Source organism: Streptomyces sp. PsTaAH-137 (assembly GCF_003259365.1).
Classification (GTDB): Bacteria; Actinomycetota; Actinomycetes; order Streptomycetales; family Streptomycetaceae; genus Streptomyces.
Map to the genome: position 1 here is coordinate 25,261 of NZ_QLLY01000013.1, position 23,773 is coordinate 49,033.

Here is a 23,773-nt window from a genome sequence, read left to right on the forward strand (position 1 = left end):
TGTGCCTGTGAACGATTCCTCCTCCTTTCCGCCCGACCGGGGTGCGCGTCGGCGCGCTCTGGGGCGGGGGGCGCTGGCCGCGCCGGAGGAGGCGGAGCCCGGGCCCGTCGAGCCCGTCGCGCCAGAAGAACCCGGCGAACCGGCTGAAGAGGTCACCGAAGCGGTCACCGACGAGGCGCCCGACGACGGTCGCTTCAAGGTGCGGCTCGCCAACTTCGAGGGGCCCTTCGATCTGCTCCTGCAACTGATCTCGAAGCACAAGCTGGACGTCACCGAGGTCGCCCTGTCGAAGGTCACCGACGAGTTCATGGCGTACATCCGCGCCATGGGGCCCGACTGGGACCTGGACCAGACGACGGAGTTCCTGGTCGTCGCCGCCACGCTGCTGGATCTGAAGGCCGCCCGGCTGCTGCCCGCCGCCGAGGTCGAGGACGAGGCGGACCTCGCGCTGCTGGAGGCCCGTGACCTGCTGTTCGCCCGGCTGCTCCAGTACCGCGCGTACAAGCGGATCGCCGACATCTTCACCGCGCGCATGGACGCCGAGGCGCGCCGCTACCCGCGGACCGTGGGCCTGGAGCCGCACCACGCCGAGCTGCTGCCCGATGTCGTCATCAGCATCGGGGCGGAAGGATTCGCCAAGCTGGCCGTGAAGGCGATGCAGCCGAAGGCGAAGCCGCAGGTGTACATCGAGCACATCCACGCCCCGCTGGTGAGCGTGCAGGAGCAGGCGGGCGTGGTCATGGCGCGGCTGCGGGACCTGGGCGAGGCCACCTTCCGCGACCTGGTGGCCGACACCGACGACACCCTCACCGTGGTCGCGCGGTTCCTGGCGCTCCTGGAGCTGTACCGGGAGAAGGCGGTCGCGCTGGACCAGGAGACCGCGCTGGGCGAGCTGCTCGTGCGGTGGACCGGCGCCGACGCCGGGAGCGAGCCCGTGGTGACCGACGAGTTCGACCGGGCGCCCGAGCCCGTCGACGACAAGGAGAGTGCGCGATGAGCGTGGACAGCGCGAGCGACGTCGGCGGGCTCGACCTCAAGCCCGCGCTGGAGGCCGTCCTCATGGTCGTCGACGAGCCGGCCACCGAGGAGCATCTCGCCAAGATCCTTCAGCGGCCCCGGCGGGCCGTGTCGGACGCGCTGCGGGCCCTCGCCGACGAGTACACCGTCCAGGGGCGCGGCTTCGAGCTGCGGCTCGTGGCCGGCGGCTGGCGGTTCTACACCCGGCCCGAGTACGCGGCCGCCGTGGAGGGCTTCGTCCTGGACGGGCAGATCGCCCGGCTGACGCAGGCCGCCCTGGAGACCCTGGCCGTGGTCGCGTACCGCCAGCCGGTCAGCCGTTCCCGGGTCTCCGCCGTGCGCGGAGTGAACTGTGACGGGGTCATGCGGACCCTGTTGCAGCGGGGGCTGGTGGAGGAGGCGGGCGCGGAACCCGAAACAGGTGCGATCCTGTACAGGACGACGAACTATTTTCTGGAGCGGATGGGCCTGCGCGGCCTGGACGAGCTGCCGGAGCTCGCGCCCTTCCTCCCCGAGGCGGACGCGATCGAGGCGGACACGCTGGAAGGGGTCCCGTCGTTCGACCCGGACGCACCCGATGCGCCGGGCACGGAGTACACCGAGCACACAGCCGACTAACGGAAATTTGATGCGAAGCAGCAGCGGCAGGAACAGCAGCGGAAACAACGGCGGGAGCCGTGGTGGCAACAGCGGCGGCCGCGGCGGGAACAGCGGGGGTCGCGGCAACTACCGCGGCGCCGGCAACGACCGCGACGACAAGCAGGGCGGCAGCGGCCGTCCGAAGAAGCCGCGTCCGGAGGAGCGGCGCTACGACGTGGGCCCCGGCGGCACCCAGGACGGCCCGAAGTCGGGCCGCGGCGCCTCGGCGCGCGGCGGCGCCAAGGGCGGCCCCAAGCGCGGCCAGCAGCCCTCGCAGGGCCGTGGGCGCTGGGTCCCGGCGACCTCGCGCGAGTACGAGGCGCGGGCCGAGGAGCGCAACCGCGAGCGGTACGCGGGCAAGCCGAAGGTGAACCTGCCCAAGACCTTCCCCGGCGCCGAGCAGGAGGGCGAGCGGCTGCAGAAGGTGCTGGCCCGTGCCGGCTACGGCTCGCGGCGCGCCTGCGAGGAGCTGGTCGAGCAGGCCCGCGTCGAGGTCAACGGCGAGATCGTGCTCGAGCAGGGCATGCGCGTCGACACCGAGAAGGACGAGATCAAGGTCGACGGTCTGACCGTGGCCACGCAGTCGTACCAGTTCTTCGCGCTGAACAAGCCGGCCGGCGTCGTCTCCACCATGGAGGACAACGAGGGCCGGCAGTGCCTCGGCGACTACACGAACAACCGTGAGACGCGGCTGTTCCACGTCGGGCGGCTCGACACCGAGACCGAGGGCGTCATCCTCCTCACCAACCACGGTGAGCTGGCCCACCGCCTCACGCACCCGAAGTACGGCGTGAAGAAGGTCTACCTCGCGCACATCGTGGGCCCGATCCCGCGCGACCTGGGCAAGCAGCTCAAGGACGGCATCCAGCTGGAGGACGGGTACGCCAAGGCGGACCACTTCCGCGTCGTCGAGCAGACCGGCAAGAACTACCTGGTCGAGGTCACCCTGCACGAGGGCCGCAAGCACATCGTGCGGCGGATGCTCGCCGAGGCCGGCTTCCCGGTCGACAAGCTGGTGCGCGTCGCCTTCGGCCCGATCACGCTGGGCGACCAGAAGTCGGGCTGGCTGCGCCGCCTGTCCAACACCGAGGTCGGCATGCTCATGAAGGAAGTCGACCTCTAGGCCGGACAGGTCGGCCTTTTAGACCCTTCCGCAAGGGTTGTCGTGAGCGACCCCCTCCTTTAAAGTCTGCTAGACCAATAAGGGAGGGGGTCGCCGCATGTCCGTGCAGGGCTACGACAAGTACGCCTACGAACCGTTCGCCGTCACCGTCGACCTGGCCGTCTTCACGCTCAGGTCCGGGCGGCTGCACATTCTGCTCGTCGAGCGCGGCCAGGAGCCGTACGCGGGGCGCTGGGCGCTGCCCGGCGGTTTCCTGGAGCCCGACGAGGCCGCCGAGGAGGCGGCACGGCGCGAGCTGGCCGAGGAGACGGGCCTGGACGATGTCGCCGGGCTCCACCTGGAGCAGCTGCGCACCTACAGCGAGCCGGGCCGCGACCCCCGGATGCGCGTCGTCTCGGTCGCCTTCGCCGCCCTGGTGCCGGACGCGCCACAGGCGCAGGGCGGCGGCGACGCGGCACGGGCCGCCTGGCTGCCGTACGAGGAGGGGGCCGGCGGCGCGTACGGCCCGCTCGCCTTCGATCACGACCGGATCCTCGCCGACGCCCACGAGCGGATCGGCGGCAAGCTGGAGTACACCTGCCTGGCCACGGCGTTCTGCCCGCCCGAGTTCACCCTCGGCGAGCTGCGGCAGGTCTACGAGGTGGTGTGGGGGACCGAGCTCGACCCGGCGAACTTCCGCCGCAAGGTGCTCGCCACCCCCGGCTTCGTCGAGCAGATCCCCGGCGCGTCCCGGCTCACCGGAGGCCGCGGCAAGCCCGCCGCGCTGTACCGGGCCGGGGGCGCCGGATCCCTCCACCCGCCGCTGCTGCGGCCCGCGCCCGAGCCCGTGCCCGATGCCAAGAAGGGGGTCTCCTCATGATCAAGCGCGCCGCCACCGGATCGCTGCTCGGGCTCGCGCTCGGGGACGCGTTCGGCGCCCCGACCGAGTTCAACGACGTACCGGCGATCCTGTCGATGTGCGGGCCCTGGCGGGAGATGGAGCTGCCCGACGACGGCCCGGTCGCCTGGATCACCGACGACACCCAGATGACGCTCGCCGTGGCGCGGGCCGGGGCGCCCTACTCACCGGAGCGGTACGCCGAGGCGCTGCGCCGCGAGTTCATCGCCTGGAACCGGTCGCCCGAGAACAACCGCGCCCCCGGCAACACCTGCCTGCGCGCCTGCGACCTCCTGGAGGACCCGCGGCGCGACTGGCGCGACGCCAGCCAGATCTACTCCAAGGGCTGCGGCGCCAACATGCGGGTCGCGCCGCTCGGGCTCGTACCGGACCTCGACGACGAACAGCGCGCCGGGGCCGCCCAGTTGCAGGCCGCGCTCACCCACGGGCACCCCACCGGGCTCGCCGCGAGCGATCTGACCGCGCGGGCCGTGCACCTCCTCGCGCAGGGCGCCGATCCCACCGGGCTGGTCGGCCGGCTGCGGTCGTACGCGCTGGAGAACCGCACCCGGTACCACGAGCGCTGGCTCGGCGACCTGTGGCGGCGCGCGCAGGACGCGGGCCCCGAGGAGTTCATCGCGCGCGGCTGGGACGAGTGCCTGGGCGTCCTGGAGCGGCTCGAGTCCGCGCTGCGCGACGCCAATCCGGAGGTCGACCCCTGCCTCGCCACCGGCGCGGGCTGGATCGCGGAGGAGGCCCTCGCCACCGGGCTGCTGTGCTTCCTGCTGTTCGTCGACGAACCCGCGCTCGCGCTGCGCCGGGCCGCCTGCACCTCGGGCGACTCCGACTCCATCGCCGCGCTGGCCGGGGCGTTCGCCGGAGCCCGGCTGGGCGCCGACGCCTGGCCCGAGGCATGGGTCGAGCGGATCGAGCACCGGGACGAGCTGCTCGCGCTCGGGGCGGAGTGGGACGCGGAGTGAGGTGACCGAGGGCGGGGGGCTCAGGCGGCGGCCGAGGCGCGGCGGGTGCGGAAGAGGAAGTCCTCGACGCGAGCCCGGTCCGGTTCGGCCGGGAGCGGGGTGCGGCCGGCCGCCGCGTCCGCCTCCTCGGTCAGCCGGGCCATCCGGCGGTCCACCTCCGGCCACGGCACCTCGCCCCGCTTCACCGCGAGCAGCGCCTCGCGCTCCTCGCCCACGTCGATCCGCAGCGCGCCGGTGCGCAGCAGGTCGCGGCTGGACGTCAGCAGCCGCAGCAGGTGCATCGCGTGCTTCCAGCGCGGGGCGCCGTGGACGCGGACGTCGGCCTCCAGCTTCTTGTGCTGGCCCGCCGCGTACCGGGCGAACGTCTCGTGCGTCCGGCGGGAGAGGAACGCCCCGCGCAGGGCGAGCAGTTCCTCGCCCGTCGGGGTCAGCTGCTCGATCAGCGGGGAGTGCAGGCACTCCAGGATGTTGGGGTTGGCGCGCAGGGCCAGCTCGCAGAAGCGCTCCAGCTCCCAGGAGAACTGCTCGTCGGCCGGGCCGTCGACGTGCGTCGGCGGCTTGTCGAAGCGCCAGAAGAGCGGCGTCGGCGCGAGGTACACGCCCCGGCGGTCGGTGTCGCTGTCCTCGGTGGCCAGGCCGAACGCGCGCGAGCCCATTACGCAGGCGTAGACCGTGTGGTCGCGTACCAGGTCGTGCGGGTGCATGCCGTGAGCGTAGGCCGTCGGTCAGCCGAGCGTGATCGAATTTCCGCGCACCTCGATCCGCCGGGGCGGCAGCGGGCGCGGCGCCGGTCCGGCCGCCACCGAGGCGTCCGCGATCCGGTACTTCGAGCCGTGGCAGGGGCAGTCGATCGTGCCGCCGGAGACGCTGTTCACCGTGCAGCCCTGGTGTGTGCAGATCGCCGAGAACGCCTTGAAGTCGCCCTGGGCGGGCTGGGTGACCACGACCTTCTCGGCGGCGAAGACCTTGCCGCCGCCGACCGGGATGTCCGAGGTCTTCGCCAGCGCGGGCGCGGGCGACGGGCGCGGGGTCTTGCCCGAGCCCGCCGGTGAGGCCGTCGTCGGGCGCGTCTCGTCGCCTCCGCTCCCGTTCTCGTCGCCGTACTTGCTGCACCCGCCCGCGAGCGCCGCCGCGCCCGCGACGAGCACGCTCCTGCGCGAGGCATCGCGCCGGTTCATGTCGTCACCCCCACCGTGCGGAAGAACCACAGCGCCGATGTCAGCCACACCAGCGTCAGGACCGCGAAGACCAGGCCGCCGACGACCGGCAGCAGCCAGCCCGGCAGCCGCTCCGCGCGGAGCAGCAGCATCTTGGCGCTGAACGCCCCGAAGAAGAAGCAGCCGAGCAGCGAGTGCCACATGACCCGCGGTGAGTACGTCTGAAAGCCGAGCCCGTACAGACAGTGCACCGCCACCGGGACGGCCACCAGGAACGCGATCCGGCCCGACCAGCGGTGCAGGGCCGGCGCCCAGGACGGGCCCGGCAGCTTCCCGTGGACCATGAAGGCGGAGCCGACCTGGACGAGCGCGAAGGCGAACGCCACCGTCGCGAGCCAGGACTTCACCGCGCTCGTGCTGGAGAACCCGGCCAGGTTGAACGCCGTGCCCGCCGGGTCGTGCACCTTGCCGTACGCGCCGAGGGCCACCGCCACCGCGGCCGCCACTATCGCGGGCACGAGGAAGCGGGCCGGGCCCGGGGCGCGATGGCCGGGCACCGGGCTCGGGAAGCTCTGCGTGGGAGCGTTCGGGTCGACGGGCATGGCTTGACCCTCCGGGAGAGGTCAGGGGAGGACGGGACGCGCGGTCAGCCGCTCGCCGTCGACGGTGACGGCTCCGGTCTCCGGGTCGATACGGGGTGCGGGCCCCGGCACGTCGCCGCGCCGGACGATGCCGACCTGCCGGCCGTCGGGCAGCACGATCCAGCCGCCGTCGATCGTGGCGCCGCGCACCTCCGTGGTGGCCCGGTACAGGCCGGACGGCTTGACGGCCTTCCTCGCCGTGAAGGCGCTGTCCCGGGCGCCGACCTCGACGGTGCCGCGGATCCGGTCGTCCCTGAGCGTGCCGTCCAGTTTCGCGCCCTTGCCGCCCCTGAGCCGCAGGGAGCCGTCGTCCGCCACGGTCCCCTTCAGCCACGACTCCGCGGTCCGGCCGTCGCAGTAGTACGCGATCGCCCGGTCCCCGCGGACGGAGACCGAGACGGCGGCCGTGTCGTCGTCGGTGCGGCCCGCGTACGCGGTCTTGCCGCCGGCCGGTCTCGCATTCGAAGGGGTCGGCTTCGTGGAGGGCGTGGCGGTGGGGCGCGCGCTCGACGGGGACGCCGCGGGCGCGCCTCCGTACGGTGCTCCGGCCTCGCCCGTCGTCGCGTTCAGCGACAGCATGACCAGGCCGAGGGCCAGCCCGGCGAACAGCGTGAAGAGGGGTCCTGAGCGCTTCATCTGCGAGCCTCCCCCGAGGCGCGGCGTGCGGGCGGCCCGTCGTGGGAGCCGACTCTTCATGACAGCGGACACGCGGCGCCGCGTCCAGGGGACGACCGGCCCTCCTCCGGCCGAGTGGCGCCTCGGTGCGCTTCGGGTGACATTGAGGTGGTTCGCGTTTCCCCGAGCCCGAAAGGCACCCCCATGGCGGGCAACGATCTCGGAAGTCTGCTCGGCGGTCTCCTCGGCGGAGGCGGCCAGGGCGGTTCGTCCGGCGCAGGCAACATCCTCGGCCAGGTCCTCAGCGGCGTGCTGAGCAGCAAGACGGGCGGGGGCGGCGCCGGCGGCTCCAACCCGCTCGGCGGGCTGATGGACATGATCACGAAGTCCGGCCTGGTCAGCCAGGAGCAGCTCGACTCGTGGGTCGGCACCGGCAGCAACCAGCCGCTCGACGCCGACCAGGTCAAGCAGGCCGTCCCCGACGAGACCCTCGACCGGGCGGCCGCCGACGCGGGCATCAGCCGCGACCAGGTCGCCGACCAGGTGGCGCAGCAGCTGCCCCAGCTCGTCGACAGGATCACCCCGGACGGGCAGGTGCCGGCCGTCTCCCTGGAGGAGCTGGCCAAGCAGCAGAACCTCTGAAACCGGCCCCACCGCGGCGCGCGGCCCCGTCTCGGCAGACGGGCGCCGCGCACCCGTGCGTGCAGGCCCAATTACGCTGGTGCGGACAGACGTACGTACACAAGCAAGGAGCACCGTCGTGGCGGTACGAGCGGTCCGGGGCGCCGTCCAGCTGGAGCGGGACGCGGCCGACCACATGGACGAGCAGGTCGGTGAGCTGCTCACCGCGGTCCTGGAGCGCAACGGCCTGACCGCGGACGACCTGATCTCCATCTGGTTCACGGCCACCCCCGACCTGCACTCGGACTTCCCGGCGGCCGCCGCCCGCAAGCTGGGTGTCGACGGGCTCGCCGACGTGCCGCTGATCTGCGCCCAGGAGCTGGAGATAGCGGGCGCCATGCCGCGCGTCGTGCGGCTCCTCGCGCACATCGAGACCGACCTGCCCAAGTCCGAGATCGCGCACGTGTACCTCGGTGCCGCGGCAGCCCTCCGCAAGGACATCGCCCAGTGAGAACCGCACTCGTCATCGGCACCGGCCTGATCGGCACCTCCGCCGCCCTCGCCCTCGCCTCGCGCGGGGTCACCGTCCACCTCGCCGACCACGACCAGGCGCAGGCCCGCACCGCCGCCGCGCTCGGCGCCGGGACCGACGAGCCCCCCGAGGGCGTCGTCGACCTGTGCGTGGTCGCGGTGCCGCCGGCGCACGTCGCCGCCCAGCTCGCCGACGCGATGCGCCGGGGCGTGGCCCGCGCATACCTGGACGTCGCCAGCGTGAAGGGCGGCCCGCGCCGCGAGCTGGAGGCGCTGGGGCTCGACCTCACGCCGTACATCGGTACGCACCCGATGAGCGGCCGCGAGCGCAGCGGACCGCTCGCCGCCACCGCCGACCTCTTCGAGGGCCGCCCCTGGGTGCTCACCCCGACCCGGGACACCGACACCGAGGTCCTGAACCTCGCCCTCGAACTGGTCGCCCTGTGCCGCGCGGTCCCCGTCGTCATGGACGCCGACGCCCACGACCGGGCCGTCGCCCTCGTCTCCCACATGCCGCACCTGGTCTCCACCATGGTCGCGGCCCGCCTGGAGAACGCCGAGGAGAGCGCCGTCCGGCTCTGCGGACAGGGCATCCGCGACGTGACCCGGATCGCGGGATCCGACCCGCAGATGTGGATCGACATCCTCTCCGCGAACCCCGGCCCGGTCGCCGACCTGCTCTCGGCGGTCGCCGGGGACCTGGAGGAGACCGTCCAGGCGCTGCGCTCCCTCCAGTCCGCCGACGACGCCAAGCGCCACGAGGGCGCCGAGGGCGTCGAGACCATGCTCCGCCGGGGCAACGCGGGACAGGCCCGGGTGCCCGGCAAGCACGGCGCCGCCCCGGCCGCGTACGAGATCGTCGCCGTGCTCATCTCCGACCAGCCCGGCGAGCTGGCCCGCATCTTCGCCGACGCCGGTGCCGCCGGGGTCAACGTCGAGGATGTCCGCATCGAGCACGCGACCGGGCAGCAGGCCGGTTTCGTGCAGCTCATGGTGCAGCCCGCCGCCGCGCCGAAACTGGCCGCGTCGCTGCGCGAGCGGGGCTGGGCCATGCGCCAGTAAAAGGCGCCTGCCAGAGCCAGTAACCTTGTGCGGGGCGTGTCCGCGCCCCGTACGCATGCCCCCGTGCACTGAGAAAGGTGTCCGTCACCCATGGAAACCCCGGCAGCTGTCATCGTCGCGATCGACGGACCCTCCGGCACGGGCAAGTCCAGCACCTCGAAGGCCGTCGCCGCGCAGCTCGGTCTGAGCTACCTGGACACCGGCGCCCAGTACCGCGCCATCACCTGGTGGATGGTGAACAACGGCATCGACCTGACCGACCCGACCGCGATCGCCGCCGTCGCCGGCAAGGCCGACATCGTCTCCGGCACCGACCCGTCCGCGCCCACCATCACGGTGGACGGCACGGACGTCGCCGGGCCGATCCGCACCACCGAGGTCACCTCCAAGGTCTCCGCCGTCAGCGCGGTGCCCGAGGTGCGGTCCCGCATCACCGACCTCCAGCGCTCGATCGCCAAGGGCGCCGAGGTCGGCATCGTCGTCGAGGGCCGGGACATCGGTACGACCGTGCTGCCCGACGCCGACCTCAAGATCTTCCTCACCGCCTCGCCCGAGGCCCGCGCCGCCCGCCGCTCCGGCGAGCTGAAGGGCGCCGACGTCAAGGCGACCCAGGACGCGCTGGTCGCCCGCGACAAGGCCGACTCCAGCCGCAAGACGTCCCCGCTGGCCAAGGCCGGCGACGCCGTCGAGGTGGACACCACCGAGCTCACGCTCCAGCAGGTCATCGAGTGCGTCGTGACGCTGGTCGAGGAGAAGCGGGCCGCCAAGTGACCGTTGCGCCCTCCGAGCGAGGTGCCGAGGTCGGGCGGCGGATCGGCGTCGGCCTGATGTACGGGCTGTGGAAGCCGCGCGTCCTCGGGGCGTGGCGGGTTCCGGCCGCCGGCCCCGTGATCCTCGCCGTGAACCACTCGCACAACGTGGACGGCCCCATGGTCATGGGCGTCGCCCCGCGCCCGACGCACTTCCTGATCAAGCAGGAGGCGTTCATCGGGCCGCTCGGCACCTTCCTCGAAGGCATCGGGCAGCTGAAGGTCGACCGCACCAGCGCCGACCGGACCGCCATCACCCGCGCCCTCGACGTGCTGAAGGACGGGGGAGTGCTCGGCATCTTCCCCGAGGGCACCCGCGGCGACGGCGACTTCGCGTCGCTGCGCGCCGGCCTCTCGTACTTCGCCGTGCGCAGCGGGGCGCCCATCGTCCCGGTGGCCGTCCTGGGAAGCACGGAGAAGCGCGGACGGTTGATAAAGGGGCTGCCTCCGCTGCGCAGCAGGGTCGACGTCGTCTTCGGCGACCCCTTCGAAGCGGGCGACGGCAGCGGACGGCGTACGCGCAAGGCGCTCGACGAGGCGACCGTGCGCATCCAGGAGCGGCTCACCGGCCATCTGGCGAACGCCAGGCGCCTGACCGGGCGCTGAGCGAGACTTTCAGTAGTGCACCGGCCTCCGACCGAGACGGCGCACCGATCACCACGAATGAACGACGAGGTACGGACTTCATGAACGACCAGATCCAGCCCGAGGACTCCCCGGAATACGAGCACGGGGCGCTCGGCGACGCGGAGTACGCGGAGTTCATGGAGCTCGCCGCCGAAGAGGGCTTCGACATCGAGGACGTCGAGGGCGCCATCGAGGAGGCGGGCCACGGCCCGCTGCCCGTGCTCGCCGTCGTCGGCCGCCCGAACGTCGGCAAGTCGACCCTGGTGAACCGCATCATCGGCCGCCGCGAGGCGGTCGTCGAGGACAAGCCGGGCGTCACCCGCGACCGCGTCACCTACGAGGCCGAGTGGGCGGGCCGCCGCTTCAAGCTCGTCGACACCGGCGGCTGGGAGCAGGACGTCCTCGGCATCGACGCGTCCGTCGCCGCCCAGGCGGAGTACGCGATCGAGACCGCCGACGCCGTCGTCTTCGTGGTCGACTCCACGGTCGGCGTCACCGACACCGACGAGGCCGTCGTCCGGCTGCTGCGCAAGGCCAAGAAGCCGGTGGTGCTCTGCGCCAACAAGGTCGACGGACCCTCCGGCGAGGCCGACGCCACCGCCCTGTGGGCGCTCGGCATCGGCGAGCCGCACCCGGTCTCCTCGCTGCACGGCCGCGGCACCGGCGACATGCTGGACGCCGTCATCGAGGCGCTGCCCGACGCGCCGCAGCAGACCTTCGGCGCCGCCGGAGTCGGCGGTCCGCGCCGCATCGCGCTGATCGGCCGCCCGAACGTCGGCAAGTCCTCGCTCCTGAACAAGGTGGCGAACGAGGACCGCGTCGTCGTGAACGAGCTGGCGGGCACCACCCGCGACCCGGTCGACGAGCTGATCGAGCTGGGCGGCGTCGTCTGGAAGTTCGTCGACACGGCGGGCATCCGCAAGCGCGTCCACCTCCAGCAGGGCGCCGACTACTACGCCTCGCTGCGCACGGCCGCCGCCGTCGAGAAGGCGGAGGTCGCGGTCATCCTGATCGACTCCTCCGAGTCCATCTCGATCCAGGACCAGCGCATCGTGACGATGGCGGTCGAGGCGGGCCGCGCGATCGTCGTCGCGTACAACAAGTGGGACACCCTCGACGAGGAGCGCCGCTACTACCTGGAGCGCGAGATCGAGACCGAGCTCGGTCAGATCGCCTGGGCCCCGCGGGTGAACGTGTCGGCGCACACCGGCCGTCACATGGAGAAGCTGGTCCCGGCGATCGAGACGGCGCTGGCGGGCTGGGAGACCCGGGTCCCCACCGGCCGGCTGAACGCCTTCCTCGGTGAGCTGGTCGCCGCGCACCCGCACCCGGTCCGCGGCGGCAAGCAGCCCCGCATCCTGTTCGGGACGCAGGCCGGTACGAAGCCGCCGCGGTTCGTGCTGTTCGCCTCCGGGTTCATCGAGGCCGGCTACCGCCGCTTCGTGGAGCGCCGGCTGCGCGAGGAGTTCGGCTTCGAGGGAACGCCGATCCACATCTCCGTCCGGGTGCGCGAGAAGCGCGGCAAGAAGAAGTAGCAGCAGCCGCCGAGCGGCCGCCGCGGGCTCTCAGTGCTCGCGGCGCGGACCGGGCGGCAGCGCGGCCGGGAAGTGATGTCCTTGGCCGTGCTGCCGCCCGTTCTGCTGCGGCTGCCAGGACTGGTGCTGGTGCGCCGAGGGGTAGTGCGGGGTGTGGTGGCGTGCGCCGTAGGGACCGGTGCCGAAGCCGGTGAACCCGAGGTCCTCCTCGCCCGTGCGGTCGCCGGGCAGGGCCCGGAAGGACCTGCGGTACTCCGCGTAGAGGGCGTCGTAGATGGGCGTGGCCGAGTAGCCGCCCGAATAGCCGGTCGCGTGGCCGCCTGCGTGGCCGCTCGGGTGGCTGCTCTGGTGGTCCTCGGCGGGGCGCATCGACGGGATCTGGCTCGGGTACGGCTGACGCCGTCCGGACATGGTGGGGTCGTATGGGTGCACATAGGTGCCAACGACCCGGATCCTCTACAGATGCGCCCTTGGCCTCGGCTTTCGCGGGGCGTCAGGAGGGTGACCGGCGCATGCGTGAGGGTCCGGGTCGTCGGCACCCAGGACGTGCGGGTGGGCTCAGGTGCCCGCGAGCGGGAGCGCGGCGGCCACCAGGCGGCCGTTCGCCGCGGCCTTGTCGAGGGCGTCGCGCATCAGGTCCTCGCGCGGCTGGCGGCCGATCGACCCCGCCGGGGTGGCGAAGACGAGCACCTTCTGCGTCTTGTTGGCGGCGGCCCGCCAGCTCTCGGTGACGAGCAGCGGCTGGTGCGCCTGCCACCAGGCGACCTGCGACGGCGCGCCGCCGGTGCCGGGCTGCAGGACGGCGTGCAGTTGGCCCATGGCGAGCAGCACCGACCAGCCGTCGAGGCCGCGCGGGGCCTCCTCCAGGCTGGACACCGGCATGTAGCCCTGCTCGATCAGGAGCGGCAGGAAGTCGTCGCCGGAGTCGGCGCCGGGCCGGGCGATGGGCCCGGTGGGTTCCACGACGAGCGCGGGGTGCAGCTCGCCCGCGATCAGGACGAGGCCGCTGGTCACCCCGAGCACGGCCTGGGACGGCGCGGCACCGGGGATCTCGTCGGGGGCGCCGGCGACGGAACGGACGGCGCCCTGCAACTGGTCCTCGGCGACCCGGACGACCTGCGAGGGCAGGCAGGCGGCGTGGGCGAAGGCGAGCACGGCGGTCTCGTCACCGACGAACAGGACGGTGCTGGTGTGCTCCTGTTCCGAGTCCCCCGCGGTGCGGCAGGACGTGCAGTCGTAGCTGCCCGGGGCGTTGCCCCCGGCGAGCAGCCGGTCGGCTTCTTCGTCGCCGATCTCGGCGCGTACGTCGTCACTGACGTCGAGCAAGCGCGGCACGGGTGGCTCCTCAGGGTCGGTCGCCCCCGTCGGCGAGTGCGCCGCGGGGACAGAGAGTGCTGATAAAGGGACAACGGGCGATCTGTGGCCGGAGTCACGCCCGGAACCGAACGGAATTCACCCATTGGACGCGCACCGTGAGAGCCGCCCCGGAATGCGTCACTCCATGCCAACTTGTAGGTGTTCCAAGCAAGTTGAGTGAGTGAAGTGGGTCACAGATCCGCGAGGGGTCAGGTCGACAAATCCTGAAATCAGCTAATGAAGTGGGTGGCCTGAATGCGTCGCTACTTCGGGTAACGGGCAACTGGCCTGGCGTGACGGGGCGTTGGTTGATGCCGTGCTCGTCCGCTGCCTAGATTCCACCGCCGTCTGCAACGAGCAGTCAACGAGCAGTCCACGAGAGGGATTACTCATGTGCGTGCCGATTCGTACGGCTCGAACGACAGCGGTTCTCGCCGGGGCGGCCCTGCTGGCCCCGCTCGGTCTCCTGACGGCGGCAGGCGCGGCCCACGCGGCCGACTCCGGCGTCTGGGACCGCATCGCCCGCTGTGAGAGCGGTGGCAACTGGCACATCAATACCGGTAACGGCTACTACGGCGGGCTCCAGTTCTCCGCCGGCACCTGGCGCGCGTACGGCGGAGGGGCCTACGCGTCGACGGCCGACGGGGCGTCCAGGTCCCAGCAGATCGCCGTCGCGGCCAGGGTGCAGCGCGTGCAGGGCTGGGGCGCCTGGCCCACCTGCTCGGTCCGTGCCAATGCCTACGGCGGCGCGCCGTCGTCCGCCTCCGCCCCGGTCGGCACGGAGTCGGCGCCGAAGGCCGCGGTCCCCGGGCACGGCACGAGCCGTGCCGACCGCGGTGCGACCCGCGGCGGCGGGTACGTCGTCCGCGAAGGCGACACCCTCGGACGGATCGCGGCGGCCCACGGCACCACCTGGCAGCGTGTGTACACCGTCAACCGGGCCGTCGTCGGTGGCGATCCGGACCTGATCCTGCCGGGCCAGCACCTGCTGATCCGGTAGCCGCGGAGGGTGGTGCGCCGTGGTCCCCCCGTCCGGTCCGCCGACCGGGTGGGGCCACGGTCCGCGCGGCGCGGCACGGCGGCCCGCTCCGGGCCCGCTGCTTAGCGTGACGCGATGCGTCTGCTGCCCCCGCTGCTCCCGGCGTCCTGCGCCCTGCTCGCCTCGCTGCTCGCCGTGGCCGTCGCGCCGGCGCCCGCCCAGGGCGCCGCCCACCGGCCGCCGCAGGCCCACCTCAAACCCGCCGACTGCGCCCAGGGCGACTGGCCGTGGGACTGTCTCGCCGAGTGCGAGAGCGGCGGCGACTGGCACGCGAACACCGGCAATTCCTACTACGGCGGGCTCCAGTTCTATCAGCCGACCTGGGAGGACCACGGCGGCCTCGCGTACGCGCCGCGCGCCGATCTCGCCACCCGCGCCGAACAGATCCGGGTCGCCGAGGAGGTGCTGCGCACGCAGGGCTGGCAGGCCTGGCCCGCCTGTGCGAAGAAGTACGGGCTCCAGGGGCGCGTGCACGTGGTGAAGAGCGGCGAGACGCTGACGTCGATCGCCCGGCGCCTCAAGGTCAAGGGCGGCTGGCAGGCGCTCTACGACGCGAACCGGGACGCGGTGGGGCCGCGCCCGGACCGGCTGGACGTGGGAACGATGCTGGTCGTCCCCGGGGGCCGGACGACGGCTCCCGCGAAGAAGAAGACGGCTGTGAAGAAGAAGCCGTCTGTGAAGAAGAAGCCGGTGAAGAAGCCGTCGGTCGAGCAGACGGCGCCAGTGGCCTGAACACCCCGCGTTCCAGGGCGCGTCCCGCCCCCTGCGCCCGGCGAGCGCCCTGTCGTCACATCGGCGGGGCCACGCCTCGGGCCCCGGCCGGCGGCTCGCAGACAGGGCACGGGCCGAGACCGCCCGAGGCGACGGTGGGGCCGTCCGCCGGTATCACCTCGGGCCTGCCCGCGACGAGCGGGCAGTCCGCGCGGTGCCACAGCGTCCCGCCGGGGACCGTCACCGGTTCACCGGTCCGCGGCCGCTCGGGTGGGTCGCCCGCGACGAGCAGCTCGTACAGCTCCGCCACCCGGGCGCTCGTCACGGTGCTCCTGCCGTACGTGAGAAGGACCGCACCCGCGATGATCAGGGCCGAGCCCGGCATCGTGCACGAGGCCAGATAGGGCAGCTGGCGCTCGGCGTAGCGTTCGCCCGACATCCCGTACCAGCCGATGACGCACAGCAGGGCGCCGCCGGAGAGCGCGGCGAGGCCCGTCCACAGCACGGGATGCAGGTCGGATGCGCGGGGCCGGACTGTCCGCATGGGTGGCTCCCCACCGTCGTCGTGTCGGGTGTCCGCCGGAGCCGTGGCGGGCGGCCGCTTTCGGTCGTATCCGTCGGTGTCCGGCTCTGTATGGCTTTGTCGGGCCGATCGCTTGCACTATGCCTTCTGGAGGCCAACCCTGAAAGCTCCGGGCGCTGTTGGGGCCCGGACCGACATCCGGTGGTGAGCCAGTTGATGTTCGGAAACAGGATCACGGCGGTTCGGCGGGGGCGGGTCGCGGCCCTCGCCGCGGTGCTCTCGCTCGGGCCCGCTCTGGTGGCGTGCGGTGGTTCGGGCGGCTCGGACGGGGGCTCGACGAAGACCCCGACGACGCAGCGGCCGACGGTGACCGCGACGGCGACCGCGCCGGCCGACCCGGCCGCCGCCGAGCAGGAGATCAAGGCCAACTGGAAGAAGTTCTTCAGCCCGGACGTACCGCTCGACCAGAAGACCGAGCTCCTGGAGAACGGGTCGGTGATGCAGAAGGTCCTGGAGAGGTTCAACGGGGACAGGCGCGGCGGCCAGGTGCAGGCGGAGGTCACGAAGGTCGCCTTCACCTCGCCGACGTCCGCCGACGTGACGTACTCGCTGACGATCAAGGGCGCCACGGTGCTCCCCAACGCCAAGGGCGTCTCCGTGGAGCAGGACGGCGTCTGGAAGGTGTCCGTCCGGACGCTGTGCGCACTGGTCCGGCTGAGCGGCAACGCGTCACCCGGCGCGGGCTGCTGACCACGGCTGCCGCGGGGGCTGCGGATCGCTCGGAGCGGTGACACGAACGGCACGCGCTTTGACGGTCCGCAGCCGCCTCACCAGCAACAACGTTGCCCTGATGGACAGAGTGGCCAAATGGTTCCTCATATTGCCTACCAATAGGGCAACTGTTCTGGAACAAAATGATGATGAAGAACAACCCTCGCCCGGGCATCTCCGTCTAACCATCTGGTAGGCGGAGGACACGGATTGAACCGACAGAACCGACGGTCCGGACTGTCCGCGCGGAATGGTGGGATACGGGGACGCATGCAGATTTCTTTCCTGATTCACAACGCGTATGGGATCGGAGGGACGATCCGCACCACGTACAACCTCGCCAACACGCTGGCGGAGCAGCACGACGTGGAGGTGGTATCGGTCTTCCGGCACCGCGACGAGCCGGTGTTCGCGCCCGACCAGCGCATCCGGCTGCGTCACCTGGTGGACCTGCGCAAGGGCTCCGCCGGCTACGACGGCGACGACCCGGCGGCCAAGGAGCCGGCCACGGTCTTCCCGCGCCACGAGGGCCGTTACGAGCAGTACAGCGCGCTCACCGACCGGCGCATCGCCGAGCACCTCGCGAGCGTCGAGGCGGACGTCGTCGTCGGCACCCGGCCGGGGCTCAATGTGCACCTCGCCAAGGAGACCCGGCGCGGCCCGCTGCGCGTCGGCCAGGAGCACCTCACGCTCGACACCCACACGCCGGGCCTGCTGCGCCAGCTGCGGAAGGTCTACCCGCGCCTGGACGCCCTCACCACGACCACCGAGGCCGACGCCCGCGCCTACCGCGAGCGGATGCGGCTGCCCGGTGTCCGGATCGAGGCCATGTCCAATCCGGTGCCCGCCCCGGGGATCACCCCCGCCGACGGCGACGCCAAGTGGGTCGTGGCCGCCGGCCGGCTCGCCCCCGTCAAGCGGTACGACCTGCTGATCAGGGCCTTCGACAAGGTGCGCGCCGAGCGCCCCGACTGGCGGCTGCGGATCTACGGCGCGGGGCGCCAGAAGGACAAGCTGCGCACCCTCATCGACCAGCTCGGGCTCTACAACCACGTCTTCCTGATGGGCCCGGCCAACCCGATCGAGCCGGAGTGGGCGAAAGGTTCCGTCGCTGCCGTGACCTCGACCTTCGAGTCCTTCGGCATGACCATCGTCGAAGCCATGCGGTGCGGGCTCCCGGTCGTCGCCACCGACTGCCCGCACGGGCCCGGCGAGATCATCCACGACGGGGTCGACGGCCGCCTCGTCGAGGTCGGCAACGTCGACGCGATCGCCGGTGGCCTGCTGGAGCTCATCAACGACGACAAGCGGCGCCAGGAGATGGCGGCGCGCGCCCTCACCAGCTCCGAGCGGTTCGACCCGGCCCGGATCGCCGAGCGCTACGAGACGCTCTTCGGCTCCCTGACCGGACGCGGCGGCTCCGTGAACATGCTGCACCGGGCCCGCGGTTCCCTGCTCGGCGGTGCCTACGTCGTCCGGGACGCGAGTCGCGCCCTGTTCAGATCGCCCGGGAAGGGGCGCACCGCATGACACCGCTGGCCACGCCCGCATCGACGTTCGAGTCTGACGACAGGACCGTCCTCATGGCACCCCGCGCCGACTGCATCGCCGACTCCGCCGGAGGTCTCACCTTCGACGTCACCGACCACGGAGCGGCCGGCTCCGCGTACCTCGTCCTGGTCGAGCGCGCCGGCGGCCAGGAGATGCGGCTGCCGCTCGCCCAGGTCGACGACGGGAGGCTGCGCGCCTCGCTGCCGATAGGGGTGGAGCTGGCCGAGGGGCGCTGGGACGCGTTCGCCGAGGTCGCCGGTGGTGAACCGGCCCGTCTCGCGCCGGGAGTGAACGATCTGCGCTCGCTGGTGGACCGGGCGCCCAGCGGATCACGCGGCCATGTCGCCGTCCGCATCCCGTACGCCACGAAGAACGGCAACCTGTCGGTCCGCAGCTGGCGCCGCGCACCGCACGCAGAAGCCGGTGAACTCCTCATCACCGGAACCGAGTTGAGCGTGCACGGCCGCGTCTACGGCACGCCGATCACCGCCAAGGCGAGCGCCGAGCTGCGGGCGCGCGACGACGGTCCGGTGTTCCGGGGCGAAGTCGACGTCGACGGATCCGAGTTCACCCTGCGGATCGCCTACGAGGAGCTGTCCGAGGGCCGCTGGGACCTGTGGGTGCGGCCCGGCGGCGAGGACGGGCCCGAGGTGCGGGTGGCCCGGCTGCTCGACGACATCGCCGACAAGAAGCAGATCTTCGCCTACCCGGTGACCCCGTTCGCCGCCGCGGGCCGCGACCTGACCGCCGAGCCCTACTACACCGGGGACAACGATCTCGCCGTCGTGGTGCGCGCCGTCGAGCCCTAGGGCCTGTCTTCAAACTCCCCTCGTCGCCCGGAGGGCGGCCCCGCGGCGTCTGGTGCGTGCTCTCGGCGTGCCGGGCGTAAGGCCTCGTACTGGACGTACTCGGCTTTGCGCCCGGTGCGGCGAGAGTGCGTGCCAGGCGTCGCGGGGCAGAGGGGAGTTTGAAGACAGGTCCTAGGGGCGGCGCGGACCGCCGCGCGGGGCACAATCGGGCGCATGCTTGAGACCTCTGCCCGGCTGCTGCGGCTGCTCTCCCTGCTCCAGGCCCACCGCGAGTGGTCGGGGCCCGAGCTGTCCGAGCGGCTCGGCGTCAGCGCGCGCACCGTGCGGCGGGACGTCGACCGGCTCCGCGAGCTCGGGTATCCGGTGCACGCCAGCCCGGGCACCGGGGGCGGGTACCAGCTGGGTGTGGGGGCCGAACTGCCGCCGCTGCTGCTCGACGACGACGAGGCCGTCGCCGTGGCGGTGGGGCTGCGGACGGCGGCGGGGCAGGGGATCGCCGGGATCGGCGAGACGTCGGTGCGGGCCCTCGCCAAGCTGGAGCAGGTGCTGCCGCACCGGCTGCGCCGCCGCGTCGGCGCCCTGAACGCGTACACCGTGCCCATGCTGCGCGGCGCCGGAGCGGAGGCCGTCGACCCCGGGCTGCTGAGCGAACTCGCCGCCGCCTGCCGGGACTCGGAGCGGCTGCGGTTCGCGTACGTGGGGCACGGCGGCGAGGAGAGCCGGCGGACCGTGGAACCCCTGCGCCTCGTGTGCAGCGAGCGGCGCTGGTACCTCGTGGCCTGGGACGTCGAGCGGGACGACTGGCGGACGTTCCGCGTCGACCGGGTCACGCCGACGCCCCCGCACGGGCCGCGCTTCCAGCCGCGTACACCGCCCGCCGACGACCTCGCCGCCTACGTCTCCCGGGGCGTCTCCACCCGCGCGTACGCCACCGAGGCCGTGGTGCGTCTCCTCGCGCCGGTGGCCGAGGCGCGGCAGCGGATCTCGCCGACGGCCGGGACGCTGGAGGCCGAGAGCGACGGGACGTGTCTGCTGCGCACCGGGGCCGTCAGCCTCGACGTGATGGTCTGGCACATCGCTTCCACCGGCTTCGAGTTCGAGGTCGTCGAGCCGGCCGCGCTGGCCGACACCATCAGCGCGGTGCGGGACCGTCTGGACCGTGCGCTACGGCGGTCGTCGACGACCGGGTCCGCTCCTCGAACGCCGCGAACTCCGGATGGTGCAGATCGAACGCCGGGGCCTCCGAGCGGATCCGGGGCAGCGTGACGAAGTTGTGCCGGGGCGGCGGGCACGCCGTCGCCCACTCCAGCGAGCGGCCGTACCCCCACGGATCGTCGACCTCGACCTTCGTGCCGTACTTGGCGGTCCTCCAGACGTTGTAGAGGAACGGCAGCGTGGAGAGGCCGAGCAGGAAGGCGCCGAGCGAGGAGATCGTGTTGAGCGCCGTGAAGCCGTCCGCCGCCAGATAGTCCGCGTACCGGCGCGGCATGCCCTCCGCGCCCAGCCAGTGCTGCACCAGGAACGTGGTGTGGAAGCCGACGAACAGCGTCCAGAAGTGGATCTTCCCGAGCCGTTCGTCGAGCAGCTTGCCGGTCAGCTTCGGCCACCAGAAGTAGAAGCCGCCGAACGTGGCGAAGACGACGGTGCCGAAGACGACGTAGTGGAAGTGCGCGACGACGAAGTACGTGTCCGAGACGTGGAAGTCCATCGGCGGCGAGGCCAGGATGACGCCGGTCAGCCCGCCGAACAGGAACGTCACCAGGAAGCCGACCGACCAGAGCATCGGTGTCTCGAAGGAGAGCGAGCCCTTGAGCATGGTGCCGGTCCAGTTGAAGAACTTCACGCCCGTCGGCACCGCGATCAGGAACGACATGAAGGAGAAGAAGGGGAGCAGGACCCCTCCGGTCACGAACATGTGGTGCGCCCACACGACCACCGACAGGCCGGTGATCGCCATCGTCGCGCCGACCAGCATCGTGTAGCCCCAGATCGGCTTGCGGCTGAAGACCGGGATGATCTCGCTGATGATGCCGAAGAAGGGCAGCGCGATGATGTAGACCTCGGGATGGCCGAAGAACCAGAACAGGTGCTGCCACAGCAGCGCGCCTCCGTTCTCCGCCTCGAAGACCACCGAGCCGAACCGCCGGTCCGCCTCCAGGACCAGCAGCGCGGCGGCCAGCACCGGGAAGGCGAGCAGCACGAGGATCGACGTGAACAGCGTGTTCCACGTGAAGATCGGCATCCGGAACATCGTCATGCCCGGCGCCCGCATCCCGATGATCGTCGTCAGGAAGTTCACCGAGCCCAGGATCGTGCCGAACCCGGCGAGCGCGAGCACCATGATCCACAGATCGGCGCCGACACCGGGCGACCGGGTCAGGCTGTTCAGCGGCGCGTACGCGAACCAGCCGAAGTCGGCGGCACCGCCCGGCACCACGAGCGAGCCGAGCACGATCAGGCCGCCGAAGAGGAACAGCCAGTACGAGAGCATGTTCAGCCGCGGGAACGCCACGTCCGGGGAGCCGATCTGGAGCGGCATGATCTCGTTGGCGAACCCGGCGAACGTCGGCGTCGCGAAGAGCAGCAGCATGATCGTGCCGTGCATCGTGAAGAGCTGGTTGTACTCCTCGTTGGAGAGGACCTGCAGCCCGGGGCGGGCCAGCTCGGCGCGCATCAGCAGCGCCATCACGCCGCCGACCAGGAAGAAGACGAAGGCCGTGATCAGGTAGAGGTGGCCGATCTTCTTGTGGTCGGTCGTGGTCAGCCAGTCCACCACGATGCGGCCCGGCTGCCGCTCGCGGACCTGTCCCGCCGTGCGCGGTCCGGCCGCCACCCCGGTCGTTCCCATCGCCTGCCCCCTCGCCGCATCGCGCCCCGGGCTTGCTTCGAACTCAGGCCATGATGCTCGCGCGACCACCCCCGCGACAGAGGGCGCGCACCGGTTTCTGGCATGGACAGGCAATTGTCGGACAGCCTCAACTCGCCGGTGTCACCACGGGATTCGGAATACCGCGGATATGGTCCGGGGGCGTCCCGGTAATTGTCCCGGGGGGCGGTTTCGCGCCCATTGCGGGGCGATCCGGAATTCCGTGCGCCGGCGGCGCTTCCCCGGGCGTGGCGAGGGCGCGTAAGAAGCGCGTAAGAAGTAAGGAAACCCTCGAACGTGTGAGGAACTCGGACGAAAACTCGGCGTCGCGATTCGTCGTGATCTTGTGACGGAAGCGTGACAGTAGGACAGTCCGACGGGGGCATTCGGGCGGGCCTGGCGCCACCCGCGCACACGGCCTACGGTGGCGGCATGGCACCCACGCAGGGATCACAGGACACCCCCGACCGCTACGTCGGCCTCGACGCCGAGAGTGCCGAGCGGCAGGCCCACGACCGGGGCTGGTCGACCGTCCGGCAGCTGCCGCCGGGCGCGATCATCACCATGGAGTACCGCGCGGGCCGGCTGAACTTCGAGGTCAGGGACGGCACGGTGACGCGCGCCTGGAAGGGGTGAGCCTCGACGGGCCGCGCGTGCGCGAAGGCCCCCGGAGCCGTGTGGCTCCGGGGGCCTTCGTCGTGCGGGGTGGTTGTGCGTACCGGCCCCGCTGTCCTGGGTACCCGCTGCGCGGGTTCTAGGCCCGCTGCGGGTCCGCTGTGCCCGCCCGCGTCGATCCGCGGGTGCTCGCGGGGCGTCTGCTGCCCGCGGGGGTGGCCGGGGTGCGCTCGCCGCGGGGCGTGTGCGGGCCCTGGGGGAGGAGCGCCGAGGGGCGGCTCGCCGGGCGGTTCGGCGCCGCGACCGGCTCGCGGGTGCGCGCCGGGGCGGGGGCCGGGAGCGGCTCCGCGGCCGGCTCGGCGCCCGTGCGGCCGGACCGGAGACGGTCGCGGACCGCGAGGATCCTGGCCTCGGCCCGCGCGACCAGCGGTTCGATCCAGGGCAGCGCCAGCAGGATCAGCAGACCCGCGGCCCAGCCCAGGAGCACGTCGCTCAGCCAGTGCGTACCGAGGTAGACGGTGGTCAGGCCGACGCTGAGGGAGATCACCGCGGAGACGGCGGAGAGCCAGCGGCGGGCCCGCGGCGTGGAGGCCAGGTAGGCGAGGATGCCCCAGGTCACCACCGCGTTCGCCGTGTGGCCGGAGGGGAATATATCGCCGCCCTGCCACATCTCGTTCGAGCCGATCATGGTGGCGTAGTGCGGGCCCGCGCGGCCCATGCCGTACTTGGCCGCGCCCACCGTCACATTGAGCAGCAGCAGGGCCGTACCGAACATCAGCAGGGGGCGCAGGGTGTGCTGGCGCCACGAGCGCCAGCCCAGCCAGGCCGTCACCATCACGGCCGTCGGGCCGCGCTGGCCGAGCACGACCCAGTAGTCGAGGAACGCGTGGATCTCCGGCCACTGCTGGTAGGGCCGGAAGAACATGACCTGCCAGTCGAACGCGACCAGCCAGGACGTGACCAGGACGGCCACCACGATCGCGAGGTAGAAGGACAGGGTCAGCCCGAAGAGCACGACACGGTGCCGGCTCATGCGGGGCATGCCCACATGCGCCGGCCGTTCGGGCTCGCGGTCGAGCCGGGCGAAGACCCGCTCGACCCGGCGGGTCAGGTTTGGTTCGGTACGCACCCAATCGACGCTACAGCGGGTGAGTGGTGGACCGGCTCGAAACAGGGGCTTTGTGATGACGATGTGATGTGGGATTGATCTCAGCGCGAGGTTTATTCCCCGGATTCCGATTACCGGAGAGCGTTGTTCCCATGAATTCGGTGATCGTTTAAACAGGCCGGTTTTAGTT

At 72.1% G+C, this 23,773-nt stretch carries 26 protein-coding genes and 1 pseudogene; 18 read left to right on the top strand and 9 right to left on the bottom strand.

Features of this window, described 5'->3' with window-relative positions:
- Position 1 precedes the first annotated feature (1 nt).
- From K377_RS26745 to K377_RS26765, 5 genes are all read left to right on the top strand, one after another.
- Positions 2–997, top strand: a complete 996-nt coding sequence (locus K377_RS26745; protein ID WP_375605960.1) for a ScpA family protein — start codon at positions 2–4, stop codon at positions 995–997.
- Positions 994–1,635, top strand: coding sequence for an SMC-Scp complex subunit ScpB (gene scpB, locus K377_RS26750; RefSeq protein ID WP_111666090.1), 642 nt, complete (start codon positions 994–996; stop codon positions 1,633–1,635). The genes K377_RS26745 and scpB overlap by 4 nt, the downstream gene beginning before the upstream one ends.
- Before the next feature lie 10 nt (positions 1,636–1,645).
- Positions 1,646–2,779, top strand: a complete 1,134-nt coding sequence (locus K377_RS26755) for a pseudouridine synthase (RefSeq protein WP_111666091.1) — start codon at positions 1,646–1,648, stop codon at positions 2,777–2,779.
- A gap of 97 nt (positions 2,780–2,876) precedes the next feature.
- Positions 2,877–3,638 carry an NUDIX domain-containing protein gene (locus K377_RS26760; protein ID WP_111666092.1) on the top strand — a complete coding sequence of 254 codons (762 nt, stop codon included), beginning with the start codon at positions 2,877–2,879 and terminating at the stop codon, positions 3,636–3,638.
- Positions 3,635–4,636, top strand: coding sequence for an ADP-ribosylglycohydrolase family protein (locus K377_RS26765; protein ID WP_111666093.1), 1,002 nt, complete (start codon positions 3,635–3,637; stop codon positions 4,634–4,636). The genes K377_RS26760 and K377_RS26765 overlap by 4 nt, the downstream gene beginning before the upstream one ends.
- Positions 4,637–4,656: 20 nt before the next feature.
- On the opposite strand, the gene K377_RS26770 is transcribed toward K377_RS26765, so the two are convergent.
- Genes K377_RS26770 through K377_RS26785 form a run of 4 tightly spaced genes read right to left on the bottom strand, consistent with a single transcriptional unit; the run spans position 4,657 to position 7,070 of the window.
- Positions 4,657–5,340, bottom strand: a complete 684-nt coding sequence (locus tag K377_RS26770; protein WP_111666094.1) for a DNA polymerase beta superfamily protein — start codon at positions 5,338–5,340, stop codon at positions 4,657–4,659.
- Positions 5,341–5,361: 21 nt separating this feature from the next.
- Positions 5,362–5,814 (bottom strand): Rieske (2Fe-2S) protein, encoded by a 453-nt coding sequence (locus tag K377_RS26775; RefSeq protein ID WP_111666095.1) that lies wholly within the window; start codon positions 5,812–5,814, stop codon positions 5,362–5,364.
- Positions 5,811–6,395, bottom strand: coding sequence for a DUF6529 family protein (locus K377_RS26780; protein ID WP_111666096.1), 585 nt, complete (start codon positions 6,393–6,395; stop codon positions 5,811–5,813). Before K377_RS26780 ends, K377_RS26775 begins: the two co-directional genes overlap by 4 nt.
- 21 nt (positions 6,396–6,416) lie before the next feature.
- Positions 6,417–7,070, bottom strand: coding sequence for a hypothetical protein (locus K377_RS26785; RefSeq protein ID WP_111666097.1), 654 nt, complete (start codon positions 7,068–7,070; stop codon positions 6,417–6,419).
- Positions 7,071–7,217: 147 nt separating this feature from the next.
- Between K377_RS26785 and K377_RS26790 the strand changes: the two genes are divergently transcribed.
- The 6 genes from K377_RS26790 (at position 7,218) to der (ending at position 12,234) form a co-directional block, all read left to right on the top strand.
- On the top strand, positions 7,218–7,691 hold the full coding sequence (locus tag K377_RS26790; protein ID WP_375605961.1) for a YidB family protein: 474 nt from the start codon (positions 7,218–7,220) through the stop codon (positions 7,689–7,691).
- Positions 7,692–7,809: 118 nt separating this feature from the next.
- A complete protein-coding gene (gene aroH, locus K377_RS26795) occupies positions 7,810–8,181 on the top strand; it encodes a chorismate mutase (protein WP_111666099.1) in 372 nt (123 codons plus the stop codon).
- Entirely contained in the window at positions 8,178–9,263 is a 1,086-nt protein-coding gene (locus tag K377_RS26800) for a prephenate dehydrogenase (protein ID WP_111666100.1), read from the top strand. The genes aroH and K377_RS26800 overlap by 4 nt, the downstream gene beginning before the upstream one ends.
- A 90-nt stretch (positions 9,264–9,353) precedes the next feature.
- On the top strand, positions 9,354–10,034 hold the full coding sequence (gene cmk, locus K377_RS26805; RefSeq protein ID WP_111666101.1) for a (d)CMP kinase: 681 nt from the start codon (positions 9,354–9,356) through the stop codon (positions 10,032–10,034).
- Positions 9,992–10,678: a 1-acyl-sn-glycerol-3-phosphate acyltransferase gene (locus tag K377_RS26810; protein WP_111666102.1), complete on the top strand. Its 687-nt coding sequence runs from the start codon at positions 9,992–9,994 to the stop codon at positions 10,676–10,678. The genes cmk and K377_RS26810 overlap by 43 nt, the downstream gene beginning before the upstream one ends.
- Positions 10,679–10,758: 80 nt before the next feature.
- Positions 10,759–12,234: a ribosome biogenesis GTPase Der gene (der, locus tag K377_RS26815; protein ID WP_111666103.1), complete on the top strand. Its 1,476-nt coding sequence runs from the start codon at positions 10,759–10,761 to the stop codon at positions 12,232–12,234.
- 30 nt (positions 12,235–12,264) lie between these two features.
- Here der and K377_RS26820 read toward each other — a convergent pair whose 3' ends face one another.
- Both K377_RS26820 and K377_RS26825 read right to left on the bottom strand, forming a co-directional pair.
- Positions 12,265–12,645: a hypothetical protein gene (locus tag K377_RS26820; RefSeq protein ID WP_202455458.1), complete on the bottom strand. Its 381-nt coding sequence runs from the start codon at positions 12,643–12,645 to the stop codon at positions 12,265–12,267.
- A 147-nt stretch (positions 12,646–12,792) separates the two neighbouring features.
- Positions 12,793–13,569: a hypothetical protein gene (locus K377_RS26825; protein ID WP_111666105.1), complete on the bottom strand. Its 777-nt coding sequence runs from the start codon at positions 13,567–13,569 to the stop codon at positions 12,793–12,795.
- A gap of 412 nt (positions 13,570–13,981) precedes the next feature.
- On the opposite strand from K377_RS26825, the gene K377_RS26830 reads away from it, so the two are divergent.
- Entirely contained in the window at positions 13,982–14,590 is a 609-nt protein-coding gene (locus K377_RS26830; protein ID WP_111666106.1) for a transglycosylase family protein, read from the top strand.
- 114 nt (positions 14,591–14,704) lie between these two features.
- Positions 14,705–15,361 carry a transglycosylase family protein gene (locus K377_RS26835; protein ID WP_111666107.1) on the top strand — a complete coding sequence of 219 codons (657 nt, stop codon included), beginning with the start codon at positions 14,705–14,707 and terminating at the stop codon, positions 15,359–15,361.
- A gap of 55 nt (positions 15,362–15,416) precedes the next feature.
- Here K377_RS26835 and K377_RS26840 read toward each other — a convergent pair whose 3' ends face one another.
- Positions 15,417–15,884, bottom strand: coding sequence for a hypothetical protein (locus K377_RS26840; RefSeq protein ID WP_111666108.1), 468 nt, complete (start codon positions 15,882–15,884; stop codon positions 15,417–15,419).
- A 195-nt stretch (positions 15,885–16,079) separates the two neighbouring features.
- Here K377_RS26840 and K377_RS26845 point away from each other — a divergent pair, with 195 nt between their 5' ends.
- From K377_RS26845 to K377_RS26860, 4 genes are all read left to right on the top strand, one after another.
- Positions 16,080–16,613, top strand: a complete 534-nt coding sequence (locus K377_RS26845) for a hypothetical protein (RefSeq protein ID WP_111666109.1) — start codon at positions 16,080–16,082, stop codon at positions 16,611–16,613.
- A 291-nt stretch (positions 16,614–16,904) separates the two neighbouring features.
- Positions 16,905–18,164, top strand: a complete 1,260-nt coding sequence (locus tag K377_RS26850) for a glycosyltransferase family 4 protein (protein ID WP_111666110.1) — start codon at positions 16,905–16,907, stop codon at positions 18,162–18,164.
- Complete coding sequence (locus K377_RS26855; RefSeq protein ID WP_309252249.1) at positions 18,161–18,994, top strand: hypothetical protein; 834 nt, start codon at positions 18,161–18,163, stop codon at positions 18,992–18,994. Before K377_RS26850 ends, K377_RS26855 begins: the two co-directional genes overlap by 4 nt.
- A gap of 213 nt (positions 18,995–19,207) precedes the next feature.
- On the top strand, positions 19,208–20,260 hold the full coding sequence (locus K377_RS26860; protein ID WP_111666112.1) for a YafY family protein: 1,053 nt from the start codon (positions 19,208–19,210) through the stop codon (positions 20,258–20,260).
- On the opposite strand, the pseudogene ctaD reads toward K377_RS26860, so the two are convergent.
- Positions 20,148–21,842, bottom strand: a pseudogene (gene ctaD, locus K377_RS26865) (cytochrome c oxidase subunit I); the annotation flags it as partial. The gene K377_RS26860 and the pseudogene ctaD overlap by 113 nt on opposite strands.
- A 450-nt stretch (positions 21,843–22,292) precedes the next feature.
- Between ctaD and K377_RS26870 the strand changes: the two are divergent.
- Complete coding sequence (locus K377_RS26870) at positions 22,293–22,496, top strand: I78 family peptidase inhibitor (RefSeq protein WP_111666113.1); 204 nt, start codon at positions 22,293–22,295, stop codon at positions 22,494–22,496.
- 118 nt (positions 22,497–22,614) lie between these two features.
- Here the strand turns inward: K377_RS26870 and K377_RS26875 are convergent, their stop codons facing one another.
- On the bottom strand, positions 22,615–23,604 hold the full coding sequence (locus K377_RS26875; protein WP_111666114.1) for a phosphatase PAP2 family protein: 990 nt from the start codon (positions 23,602–23,604) through the stop codon (positions 22,615–22,617).
- Between the last annotated feature and the right edge of the window lie 169 nt (positions 23,605–23,773).